Origin of the sequence: Actinomadura sp. HBU206391, from assembly GCF_014323665.1 — a bacterium.
Lineage (GTDB): Bacteria > Actinomycetota > Actinomycetes > Streptosporangiales > Streptosporangiaceae > Actinomadura_C.
The window spans coordinates 1-11,797 of the sequence record NZ_JABVEB010000177.1 but is presented as its reverse complement, the minus strand read 5'-3'; the positions used below and the strand labels follow the sequence as shown (position 1 = coordinate 11,797).

Here is an 11,797-nt window from a genome sequence, read left to right as displayed (position 1 = left end):
CTGAGACCGGCGGGATGCATCCCGCCCTGCCCAGGGGTCCCGCTCGACGGTGAGGTCACGCAGGCCGCCGCCGCGGATGCGAACGACCAGGTTTCCCGGCGATCGCGGGTGCGGACGATCGCGGGCGGGGAGGTCAGCCGGCGAGTTCCTCGCCCGAGTCGTCGAGTTCCTCCAAGCTCGCGGGGTCGGGGTCATCGGCGAAACCGGGGACCCACGCGAGAGCCTCGCCGCGGAAGGGGCCCTCGGCCTCCAGCTGGCAGAGCACACCGGTGCCGGCCGTGACCACACGGTGGATGAGCACGTACGACGGCGGCAGGTTGAGCTGGCGGACGACGTTGGTGGGCCGCAGATCGGTGACCCGCGCCGCCTCCTGCCGCAGCCATTCGCGGCTGAACTTGAAGGTCTCCTCGATCAGCGGCTCGGCGACCGGCGCGATGAAGGCGTGCAGCGCCTTGGGATCGATCTCGACGCCCTCGCGGATGAAGTCGTCTTCGCGCAGGGCCTGCTCGATCAGGTCGACGTCCAGCATGGTGCCGATCCGCATCAGCCGCCCGATCCGGCGGTGGAACCCTCCCGGCAGCCGATCGACGGCGCCGAAGTCGAGCACACCGAGGCGCCCGTCGTCTAGCAGCCGGAAATTGCCCGGATGCGGGTCTGCGTGGAGCAGCCCGCAGCGCGCCGGGCCGGAGAACAGGAAGCGGCAGTACAGCAGGCCGGCTCGATCGCGCTGCTCCTGCGTACCCTCGCTGATGATCTTGGACAGGGGGGTGCCGCCGTCCATCCACTCGGTGACGAGCACGTGGCCGGACTGGGCCACCACCGCGGGGACGAAGAAATCAGGATCACCGTCGTATGCCTGGGCGAAGGTCGACTGTGACGCCGCCTCGATCGTGTAGTCGAGCTCCTCGGCGACCCGCTCTTTCAGCTCCGCGAGAATCGACTTGATGTCGAGCCCCGGCATCAGCACCGAGAACAGCCGGCTCAGCCGGGCGAGCTGGTTGAAGTCGGCGATCAGAGCCTTGCCGGCGCCGGGGTACTGCACCTTGACCGCGACGGTGCGGCTGTCCGCCCAGATCGCCTTGTGCACCTGGCCGATCGAGGCGGCAGCGGCCGGTTTGTCGTCGAACTCGGCGAACCGGTCTCGCCAGCCAGCGCCGAGGCCCTCCTCGAGCACCTTGTGCACGGCCCTCGCCGGCAGCGGCGGGGCGGCCTCCTGCAGCCTGGTGAGGGTGGCGCGGTAAGGCCCGGCGATCTCGGGCGGCAGAGCGGCCTCGAAGATCGAGAGCATCTGGCCGACCTTCATCGCGCCGCCCTTGAGCTCTCCCAGCACCTTGAACAGCTGGTCGGCGGTGCGCTGCTGGATTTCGAGGGCGACCAGCTCGGCCGGTTTGCCGAGAGTGCGCTTCCCGACTCCGAGGGCGGTGCGCCCCGCGAATCCGATGGGCAGGGACGCCAGCTTCGCTGTCCGCGTCACCGCGCGGCGGGGGAGGTCGCTCACGAGCCCCATTGTCAGGTATGAGAGTGGTTCTCGCCACAACGATCTCTTGGCAATCGTTTCGCCTGGTCGTTGAGAGGGGGCCGCCACCTGCGAGGACGCAGTAAGCGTGTCCTTGCTCACGGTGCCCCGGCAAGGTTCGAAAGCCCGTCCGACCGGCGGAGGCCCCGGCCGCGGCCCTCCGCTTCCCTTCCCCTGCCAAGCGGGTGACCGGGGGCTCGGGGCCTCCAGGTCCGGTGCGGGGAGAGGCTACGGTCTCCCGGCCCCGTGTGAGACTGAGACAGTAAGCGGGGGCCATCGGGGCGTCAACGCATCATTGTGGACGATGGTGTGGATTTGGTGGGGACGTCACGGCGGGTCACTGTGGAAACCCTTGGCGTAGCCTGTGGAAACTGCTGGGGATGAACGATTTAGTCGTTTCTGACCTGCTAAAACGTGGTCCACCCCCTGTGGAGAATGCAAAATTTTGGGTACGGTTCTTTATCGTGCCCCCCAACGTCGAGGTCCGCCGCAGCGCCCGACGGCGGCGAACCGTGTCCGCCTACCGTGATGGTGACAAGACCATCGTGATGGTGCCCTCCCGGCTGAGTGCGGCCGAGGAGGAGCAATGGATCGCGACCATCCTCCAGCGACTCGCCGAACGAGAGCGTCGTCGCCGGCCGAGCGACACCGCCCTGCATGACCGTGCCCGCGAGCTGTCCCGCCGCTACCTGGGCGGTGACGCCGAGCCGGTCAGCGTGCGCTGGGTGGAGAACCAACGCAGCCGGTGGGGATCGTGCACGCCCGACGACGGCACCATCCGGCTGTCGACACGGCTGCGCGGCATGCCGTCCTGGGTGGTCGACTACGTGCTCGTACACGAGCTGGCCCATCTGCTCGTACCCGGGCACGGGCCGGAGTTCTGGGAGCTCGTGTCGCGCTATCCCAAGACGGAGCGGGCCCGCGGCTTCCTCGAGGGCATCGTCGCCGCGGCCCACCTGCCCGGCATGGACGACGAGGACGATGTCGAGGAGATGGCGCACGAGGCCGCCGGGTGACCGGTCCCACCGGTCGTCATGTGGCGGTGCTGGCCGTCCGGCCGACGCACGCCGCGCCGCCGGGGGTGGACGCCGAGGAGTTCCGGCTCGCCCTCCTGGAGGACACGTACGAGGTGGTCGCCGGGCTCGAGCTGGTGACGCCCGCGCTGGCGGTGCCGCTGGCCGGAGACAGTGACGCCGAGGCCGTCACCTGGCCGGGCACCGTGATCGTACGGGAGACGGCGCTCGGCCGGGTGTTCGCCGCCCTGCACGCCCTCGGTGCGCGCGAGGCCGTACTCGTGGCGCCGGACGCCCCTGACCTGCCGCCCCTGCTGATCGGCAAGCTGCTGCGCGCACTCGGGGACGCTCCGGCGTCGGCCACCCCCGCCGCCGGCGGCGGGCTGGTCGCGCTGGCCGCGCGCCTTCCACTGCCGGATTGGCTGTCGGCCGCCCTCGAGACCGTGGATCTGAACACCGCCGACGCGCTGGCGCGTCTGCGCACGGCGGCTCCTCGCCCCGGTCTCGTGCCGACAGGCCCCGGCTGGCATCGGCTCCGCACGCCCGCCGACGTGGCGCTGCTCGACCCGGGCCTCGAAGGCTGGGAGAACACCCGTGCACTGCTTGCCGGAGATCCGCTCGGCCGGTGACCTTCGTCACATACTGGATCGCGCGGCCGCATGGCCTCGGAGTGAGCTCTCTCACTCCGACGGCGCCTCCGGTGGCTCCGGCGTCAGGGCGGCCGCGCGGGCGACGAGCCGCCGCAGCGCGTCGTCGGTGCGGTCGGGCAGCGCCGTCACCGGGAACCAGCGCAGATCGTCGGATTCGGCGCTGACCTCGAACCGGGCCCCCGGGGGCGCGATCGCCACGTACTGCACGTCGAGGTGGTAGGAGCCGCCGGGATGGCAGCGCACGGCGTGCCGGTCCAGCCGTACCGGGTGCGGGAGCATCCGCAGCCCCGGGATGCCGGACTCCTCGGTGGCCTCCCGCAGCGCCGCGTCGCGCAGAGAGAGATCGCCCGGCTCGCAATGGCCCCCGAGCTGGAGCCATGCCTTGACCTTGCTGTGCAGCGTCAGCAGCACCTGGGAGCGCGAGGCGTCGAGAACGGCCGTGCTCGCGGTGACGTGCCCGGGCGCGCACTCCCGCCAGATCCCGTCGGCGTACGAGCGGAGGTGCTCGAGGAAACTCTCGCGCAACCGGTCCTGTGCGTCGTCGGGCGCCGCCCACTCGCCGAGCACCCGCACCGCGTCGGCGTGCAGAGACGGCGCGGGCGCTGACGCCAGAGGTCCGGCGGGACCGGGCCGGGTCACGAGTCGCCGTCGTCCTTGCGCGGGTCGGTGTCGTCCCCCGAGGTGCTCTCGGGCAGGTCCTGAGGCCGGTCGCCCGGCTGGTCCGCGCCCTTGGCCTGCTCCTCCTCCGCCGGCGTACCGGTGAGGGCCGAGATGTCGAGGTGGGCCTGGGTGCCGTGGACGAAGGCGTCCGGGTCGTCCAGATCGCCTGAGGTCGGCATCAGGTCGGGGTGCTGCCAGACGGCGTCGCGCCCGTCGATCCCTCGCTGGTCGGACAGCGCCCGCCACAGCGCGGCGGCCTCGCGCAGCCGTCGCGGTCGCAGCTCCAGCCCCACGAGCGTGGCGAACGTGCGCTCCGCCGGCCCGCCCGTCGCGCGGCGACGCCGTACGGCCTCAGCGAGCTTGGCGGCGGCCGGCAACCGGTCCGCGGCGACCGTGTTGACCACCGTGTCGACCCAGCCCTCGACCAGGGCGAGGGCGGTCTCGAGCCGCGTCAGCGCGGCCTTCTGCTGCGGCGTCTCCTCGGGCTGGAGCTGCAGTTCGCCGCCGAGCGCCTGCTGCAGGGCCTCGGGGTCGCTGAGGTCGAGCCCCGAGACGGTCTGCTCCAACTGGGAGAGGTCGACCGTGATGCCGCGCGCGTACTCCTCCACCGCGCCGAGCAGATGCCCGCGAAGCCACGGAACATGGGCGAACAGCCGCTGGTGGGCGGCCTCCCGCAGCGCGAGGAAGAGCCTGATCTCGTCGTCGGAGACCTCCAGACCGGAGCCGAACGCGGTGACCCCCGCGGGCAGCAGGGCGCCGACCCCTTCGGGCGCCAGCGGAAGACCGACGTCGGCCGATCCGACGACCTCCAGGGCCAGGGCTCCGAGCGCCTGACCGGCCTGGCCGCCGACCATGGCGCCCGCCATCTGGCGGATCATGCCGACCAGTGGTCCGGCCACCGCCTGCATCTCCTGGGGAAGTGCCCCGCCCAGGGAGTCGACCATGCGCGCGGCGATGGGATCACAGAGTTTCGACCATACGGGCAGGGTCTGTTCGATCCACTCCGACCGGCTCCAAGCCTTCGGCGAGCGCACGCCCGCGGGCAGCGAGGTGCCCTCGTCGAGCCAGAGGTCGGCCAGCCGCAGCGCCTCCTCCACCTGACGGCGCTCGGCGTCGACAATGGACGGATCACCTTGTTCGGTCACCGTGTGACGGGCGATGTTCTTGGCAAGGTCCCAGTTCAGCGGGCCGCCGCCCTCGTCGCCCTGGTGCGTCAGCATGTCGGCGAAACGGTGGAGCATGTCGGCGAACTGCCGCATGTCTCCGCCCATGCCCGCAAAGGGATCCTGGGGCTTGTCGTCATCGTTGCCGTCGCCGCCCGGCCGGCCGAAGCCGAAGGGTATGTCACTCATCGGTTGACCACAGGCTGCATGATGGGGTCATAACGCCACGTTAGTCGGTCCAGGCGAAGAGGCGCACAGAGGAAGGGGGCGCTCTCCATGGCAAAGGGACAGGTTCGCCCTCGGCGTAGTACGGGTCCGGTCGTCGCGGTCACCGGTGCGGCGACGGGAGCCGGGCGTGCGCTCGCGGCTCGGCTCGCGCAGTCGGAGGAGATCCGCAAGGTCGTCGCACTCGACGCGCAGCGGGGGGATGTGCCGGATGTGACCTGGCGTGTCGTGGACGTACGCGACCCGATGCTGTCCAACCGGCTCGCCGACGTCGACGTGCTGGTCCATCTCGACGTCGAATGGTCGCCCGAGGTCGAGCAACGGGAACGGCGCACCTACAACGTCCGCGGCGCGCAGACCGTGGTCACCTCGGCCGGGGCGGCCCGGGTGCGTCGTGTGGTGCTCGTCACCAGCGCGATGGTCTACGGCGCTCTCGCCGACAACCCGGTGCCGCTGGCCGAGGACGCTCCGCTGCGGGGCGAGCCCGACGCCGGCATCGCGGGGGACTTCCTGGAGATCGAGGAGCTCGCCGCGCGGGCCCCGGTGACCCATCCCGGCATGACGGTCACCGTGCTGCGGCCCGCCGCCATCGTCGGCCCCGGCGTCGACACGGTCGTCACCCGGCATTTCGAGGCGCCACGGCTGCTGGCGGTCAAGGGATCAGCGCCGCGCTGGCAGTTCTGCCACGTCGACGACCTGGTGACGGCGCTGGAGTTGGCCGTGCTGGGCAAAGTGACAGGTGTCGTCGCAGTGGGCTCCGAGGGCTGGTTGGAGCAGGAAGAGGTCGAGGAGATCACCGGCAAGCGGCGGTTCGAACTGCCCGCCGTGATCACCTTCGGCACGGCTCAGCGGCTGCACCGGATCGGCGTGACGCCGGCCCCGGCGACCGATCTGCAGTACGTCGTGTACCCGTGGGTGATCGATTGCGTCGCCCTGCGCGAGGCGGGCTGGAAACCGGCCCATGACAACGCCTCCGCGCTGGCCGCGCTGGTCGAGGAGACCGCGGGGCGTCACGCGCTCGCCGGGCGGCGGCTCGGCGGCAAGGAGGCCACGATGGCCACTGCCGCCGGTGCGACGGTCGCGGTCATCGGTGCCGCCGCCGTCGTACGGCGCGCCAGGCGCAAGAGACGGATCCAGTAACGCCCAGATCCAGTGAGGCGAAGACCAGTGAGCCAAGAGGAGGCTGCGCGTGGACGTGATCGGTCTGATCGGGATCCGGGACACGGCGTTGTCGGTCGACGAGGTGCTGCGCGCCGTCGATGATCGCGGGGCGGGGGGCACCGCCCTGTTCGTGGGAACGGTGCGCGATCACGACCATGAGCAGCCCGTGACCCGGCTGTCGTACAGCGCCCACCCGAGCGCCGAGCGGGAACTGCGGGCGGTCGCCGAGAAGGTCGCGACCGACTTCCCCGTCAGGGGACTCGCGGCCGTGCACCGGGTCGGCGACCTGGAGATCGGTGATCTCGCCGTCGTCGTCGCGGTGTCGTGCGCGCACCGTGGTGAGGCGTTCGAGGCCTGCCGGCGGCTGATCGACGACGTCAAGGCCCAGGTGCCGATCTGGAAGCACCAGCTCTTCGCCGACGGCACCACCGAGTGGGTCGGGGCGTGCTGAGGACGGATTAGGCTTCCGGGCATGTCACGTCGTGCTGCGACACTCGTCGTCACAAGCATCCTGGTCCTGGTGCTGGGCCTGGTGGGTGCGCTGATCCCGGTTCCGTACGTCGCACTGACTCCGGGTCCGACGACGAATACGCTGGGCACTGGTGAGAAGGGCATGCCGCTCATCCAGATCGAAGGGCGGCAGGTCTATCCCCACAAGGGAAACCTGAACTTCACGACTGTGGCCTACCGGGGCGGCCCGGGCAATCGCATCGACCTGTTCACCGCGCTGCGCGGCTGGCTCGACTCCAAGACGGCGATCGTGCCCGAAGAGACGGTGTTCCCGAAGAACGAGACCGTGAAGCAGGTCGAGCAGGAGAACACCCTGCAGATGGAGAACTCCCAGCAGTCGGCCGTCGCGGCGGCGCTGGCCGAGCTCAAGATCCCCGTGGGCAACACCGTGTCGGTGATGGCCGTCCAGAAGGGCATGCCGGCCGATGGCCGGCTGCGCAAGGACGACCACCTCGTCGCGATCGACGGGACCAAGGCCGAGAACGTCGACGCCGTCAAGTCTGCGATCTCCGGCAAGAAGGCCGGGGAGAAGGTCTCCGTCACCTACGAGCGGGCCGGGGTCGAGCGCAAGGTCGATCTGACCACCGTGGCCGCGCCGACGGACAAGTCGCAGGCGGTTGTGGGCGTCACGCTTCGGGACAGCTTCAAGTTCCCCTTCAAAGTGAAGATCACAGTGGGCGATGTCGGCGGGCCGAGCGCCGGGCTGATGTTCTCGCTCGCGATTTTCGACAAGCTGACGCCGGGCAGCCTGACCGGCGGCCGGTTCATCGCCGGCACGGGCACCATCACGCCGGAGGGCGAGGTCGGCCCGATCGGCGGCATCCAGCAGAAGATGATCGCTGCTCGCGAGGCGGGCGCCACGGCGTTCCTCACGCCCGCGCGCAACTGCGTCGAGGCCGCCCAGGCCGCCCCCAAGGGGCTGCGGTTGATCAAGGCTGACACGCTGCACAGCGCGGTCACCTCACTGGACGCCCTCCGCACCGGCCAGGGCACCGTCCCCGCCTGCCCCAGATCCTGACCCGCAACCCCCACCCAAGGACCGGCGTACGCCCCAGACCCGGCGCAGGCGCCAAGGCCGGCGCAGTCCCCGGCGACCAATTGCATGATCACGGCAGGGTGTCGTCTGCCGTGATCATGCAATTGTTCGCATGGGCCTGACTTCATGTGCTCGGCTGCAGCGCGGCCGGGAACAATTGCATGATCACGGCGGGTGGAGGGCTCACCACGGGTGGATGTCACGGTGGGCCGGTGGCTTACGCGGCCGGGTGGCTTGCGGTGGGCCAGTTGGCTTGCCCGTGGGTTTCCGGGGGTGAAGGGTCAGTTGGTTTCGTCGGGGTCTATGTCGGGTTCTAGGGTGGCTGCCAGGGCGTCGGCCAGGGCCGGCACCAGGTCGGGGCCGGACAGGACCTCGTCGTCGGTGTCGTGCTTGCGCGAGCGCATCGCCGCGTGCCGGGTGCCGTCCCGCAGCACCCCGACGACGACCCGTACGTCGTCGCGGGCCGGGTGGCCGCTGGCGTACGAGACCATCTCCGCCTCGGTCTCGGGCAGTTCGTCCTCGGCGTCCGGCGGCAACACGATGCGCTCGACCACGAGGGCACAGCCCATGACCCCGTCCGGCCACGCGATCGCGGCCAGGACGTCCTCGATCGCCTTGTCGCCCGGCAGCGGTGGTTGCTCTAGCGCGGCGATCGTGTCCACGTCGGCCGGCAGACCAAGCTGATCCGCGAGGTCGGGCTCCTCGGCCCGCAGCTCGGCGGTCCCGACAAGCGCGTACAGTCGCGGCGGAGCGTCCCATCCGCCCTCCGCCGAGTGCCGCTCAAGATCCCGTACAACTTCTTCCAAGTGGGTCACGCCGCCATCTTTCCCTCAATCGGCAGGGGGTAGAGCGGGAACCCCCCGCATCCTCGGTAAGTTGCACTAACAGCACCTCGCTGCGGTCGCGCCGATCCCGCGCGCGACGACGAACGAGCGCCACCATGAACGGAGCGGAGCCTTGACCTTCCGGACTCCCGGTTTCAGAAGTGGGATCGGTGCCGGCCGATCACGACTGCTTCTGCCGGTAGCAGCGATCCTCGCGGTGGTCGTCGTGCTGTTCCTGGTCTTCACCGCGATCTGGACCGACCTACTGTGGTATCGCTCCATCGGCTTCTCCTCGGTGTACTCCACCGAACTGTGGACCCGCGTGCTGCTGTTCGTCGGCGCCGGGGTCCTCATGGGACTGGTCGTGGGCGCCAACATGCTGATCGCCTACCGCCTGCGCCCGGCCTACCGGCCGCTGTCGGTCGAACAGCAGGGCCTCGAGCGCTACCGAACCGCCGTCGACCCCCATCGCCGGCTCATCGCCATCGCGGTCATCGGTGCCCTCGGCCTGCTCACCGGCACATCGGCGGCCGGGCAGTGGCACACCTGGCTCGCCTTCATGAATCGCACCTCCTTCGGCAAGAAGGACCCGCAGTTCCACAAGGACATCTCGTTCTTCGTCTTCACCTACCCGTTCCTGCGGCTGCTGCTCGGCTACATCTTCGCAACGGTTATCCTCTCGATCCTCGTCGCCGTGATCGTGCACTACCTGTACGGCGGCCTGCGCCTGCAGGGGCCGGGTGACAAGGCCAGCCCGCCCGCGAGAGCGCATCTGTCGGTCCTGGTGGGCGTCTTCGTCCTGTTGAAGGCGATCGCCTACTGGCTCGACCGGTACGGCCTGGCGCTGTCCGAGCGCGGGGTGGTGACCGGGCCGTCGTACACCGACGTCAACGCGGTGCTGCCGGCCAAGACGATCCTGGCCGTGATCGCGTTCATCTGCGCGGTGATGTTCTTCGTCAACATCGTGCGCCGCGGCATGATGCTGCCCGGCGTCGGCTTCGGCCTGCTCGTTCTGTCGGCCGTGCTGGTGGGCGGCGTCTACCCCCTGCTGATCCAGCAGTTCCAGGTACGCCCCAACGAGCTCGACAAGGAGTCGCCGTACATCGCGCGCAACATCACCGCGACCCGCGCCGCGTACGGCGTCGACAAGGCGCAGGTGACGCCGTACGGCGCCGAGACCAAACCCTCCGAGGACAAGCTCCGCAGCGAGGCGTCAACGATCTCGGGTGTCCGGCTGCTCGACCCGCTGGTGGTCGGGCCGACGTTCCAGCAGCTCCAGCAGGTGCGGAACTTCTACCGGTTCCCCGACGTGCTCGACATCGACCGCTACCAGCTCGAGAACGCCAACCGCGACACCGTCGTGGCGGTACGGGAGATCGAGGGGGCGCCCGAGGGCCGGAAGGGCTGGGTCAACGACCACCTCGTCTACACCCACGGTTACGGATTCGTCGGCGCGTCCGGCAACAAGATCACTGAGAGGGGCGAACCGGACTTCGTCGAGAAGGACGTCCCGCCGACCGGGTCGCTCGGCAACTTCGAGCCGCGGATCTACTTCGGCGAGCGCTCACCCGACTACTCCGTCGTCGGGGCGCCCGCGGGCTCGCCGAACCGTGAGCTGGACTATCCGGACGAGAGCCCGGCGGGCCAGCAGAACAACACCTACAAGGGCAACGGCGGCGTGCCGATCGGGTCGTTCCTCAACCGGTTGCTCTACTCGGTGAAGTTCCAGGAGAAGAACCTGCTGCTGTCCGGGGCGATCAACTCGGAATCGAAGATCCTCTACGACCGGACGCCGCGGGAGCGGGTGCAGCGGGTCGCCCCGTGGCTGACGCTCGACGGCGACCCCTATCCCGCCGTCGTGGGCGGCCGGGTCCTGTGGATCCTGGACGGCTACACGATCTCGGCCGGCTACCCGTACTCCGAGCGCATGAGCCTCGGTGACGCCACGCGCGACACGGTCACCGACACCCGCTCGGCCGTCGCCCGGCAGGCCAACGACCAGGTCAACTACATGCGCAACTCGGTCAAGGCCACCGTGGACGCCTATGACGGCACGGTGCGGCTGTACGCGTGGGACGACACCGATCCCATCCTGCGGACCTGGATGAAGGCGTTCAAGGGCGTCGTACAGCCCAAGAGCGAGATCACCCCGCAGTTGATGGCCCACCTGCGGTACCCGGAGGATCTGTTCAAGGTGCAGCGGCGCGTCCTCGCCCGCTACCACGTGCAGCAGCCGGGCGCCTTCTACAGCGGCCAGGACTTCTGGGAGGTCCCGCAGGACCCCACCACGAGCAAGGGCAAGACCCAGCCGCCGTACTACCTGAGCCTCAAGATGCCCGGCGATCCGGCGCCCAAGTTCTCGCTCACCACGGCCTACAACCCGCGCGGCCGCCCCAACCTGGCCGCGTTCATGTCGGTCGACGCCACACCCGGGGCGACGTACGGCCAGATGCGGGTGCTGGAGTTGCCGCGCAACTCGCCCATCCAGGGACCGGGGCAGGTGCAGAACACCTTCGAGGCCGACTCCAACGTCAAGGAGGTGCTGAACCGGCTGCGGCTCGGCGGCACCCAGACGGTGCTCGGCAACCTGCTCACACTGCCGTTCGGCGGGGGACTTCTCTACGTCGAACCGGTCTACGCCCAGGCCGCCGGCGGCACCGAACAGGAGCCTTACCCGATCCTGAGGCAGGTCCTGGTCATGTACGGCGGTGATGTGGGCACCGGAGCGACCCTGCAAGAGGCGCTGAGCCAGGTCTTCAAGGGCGGCACCGCTCCCGTGGCCCCGCCGCCGGGCGACACCGGATCGCCCCCTGGTAATCAGCAACAGGTCAGCGCCGAGGTGCAGCGGGCGATCGCGGACGCGCAGAAGGCCTTCACCGACGGCCAGGAGGCGATGAAGAAGAGCGACTGGACCGCGTACGGGCAGGCGCAGCAGCGGCTCAAGGAGGCCTTGGACCGGCTGGCGAAGGCCCAGGCCGCCGCGGCCCAGCGGCCAGCGGCCTCGGCCTCGCCGACCCCGTCGGGCAGCCCTTCGGCGAC

The 11,797-nt window shown here is 70.0% G+C and carries 10 protein-coding genes; 6 read left to right on the top strand and 4 right to left on the bottom strand.

Translation table 11 applies throughout. From position 1 onward, the window contains the following. Positions 1-133: 133 nt before the first annotated feature. Positions 134-1,498: an ABC1 kinase family protein gene (locus HKK72_RS29685; protein ID WP_187237746.1), complete on the bottom strand. Its 1,365-nt coding sequence runs from the start codon at positions 1,496-1,498 to the stop codon at positions 134-136. 530 nt (positions 1,499-2,028) lie between these two features. On the opposite strand from HKK72_RS29685, the gene HKK72_RS29680 reads away from it, so the two are divergent. Together HKK72_RS29680 and HKK72_RS29675 are read left to right on the top strand one after the other, a co-directional pair. Beyond that, positions 2,029-2,532: a M48 family metallopeptidase gene (locus HKK72_RS29680; RefSeq protein WP_410050356.1), complete on the top strand. Its 504-nt coding sequence runs from the start codon at positions 2,029-2,031 to the stop codon at positions 2,530-2,532. Then, a complete protein-coding gene (locus HKK72_RS29675) occupies positions 2,529-3,158 on the top strand; it encodes a hypothetical protein (protein ID WP_315987505.1) in 630 nt (209 codons plus the stop codon). The genes HKK72_RS29680 and HKK72_RS29675 overlap by 4 nt, the downstream gene beginning before the upstream one ends. Positions 3,159-3,209: 51 nt before the next feature. Here the strand turns inward: HKK72_RS29675 and HKK72_RS29670 are convergent, their stop codons facing one another. Together HKK72_RS29670 and HKK72_RS29665 are read right to left on the bottom strand one after the other, a co-directional pair. Next, entirely contained in the window at positions 3,210-3,818 is a 609-nt protein-coding gene (locus HKK72_RS29670) for an NUDIX hydrolase (RefSeq protein ID WP_315987504.1), read from the bottom strand. Beyond that, on the bottom strand, positions 3,815-5,191 hold the full coding sequence (locus HKK72_RS29665) for a zinc-dependent metalloprotease (protein WP_187237744.1): 1,377 nt from the start codon (positions 5,189-5,191) through the stop codon (positions 3,815-3,817). Before HKK72_RS29665 ends, HKK72_RS29670 begins: the two co-directional genes overlap by 4 nt. An 87-nt stretch (positions 5,192-5,278) precedes the next feature. On the opposite strand from HKK72_RS29665, the gene HKK72_RS29660 reads away from it, so the two are divergent. The 3 genes from HKK72_RS29660 to HKK72_RS29650 are packed head-to-tail and all read left to right on the top strand — an operon-like array spanning position 5,279 to position 7,916. Beyond that, positions 5,279-6,367 (top strand): NAD-dependent epimerase/dehydratase family protein, encoded by a 1,089-nt coding sequence (locus HKK72_RS29660; RefSeq protein WP_187237743.1) that lies wholly within the window; start codon positions 5,279-5,281, stop codon positions 6,365-6,367. A gap of 49 nt (positions 6,368-6,416) precedes the next feature. Continuing rightward, positions 6,417-6,839, top strand: coding sequence for a molybdenum cofactor biosynthesis protein MoaE (locus tag HKK72_RS29655; protein WP_187237742.1), 423 nt, complete (start codon positions 6,417-6,419; stop codon positions 6,837-6,839). A gap of 21 nt (positions 6,840-6,860) precedes the next feature. Beyond that, entirely contained in the window at positions 6,861-7,916 is a 1,056-nt protein-coding gene (locus tag HKK72_RS29650) for a PDZ domain-containing protein (protein ID WP_187237741.1), read from the top strand. Between the two features lie 299 nt (positions 7,917-8,215). Here HKK72_RS29650 and HKK72_RS29645 read toward each other — a convergent pair whose 3' ends face one another. Next, the gene (locus tag HKK72_RS29645; RefSeq protein WP_187237740.1) at positions 8,216-8,749 is read right to left on the bottom strand and encodes a PPA1309 family protein; all 534 of its coding nucleotides are present in this window, start codon (positions 8,747-8,749) and stop codon (positions 8,216-8,218) included. 142 nt (positions 8,750-8,891) lie between these two features. On the opposite strand from HKK72_RS29645, the gene HKK72_RS29640 reads away from it, so the two are divergent. Then, positions 8,892-11,797: UPF0182 family protein (locus tag HKK72_RS29640; protein ID WP_187237739.1), on the top strand; the 2,906-nt coding region annotated here is incomplete at its 3' end.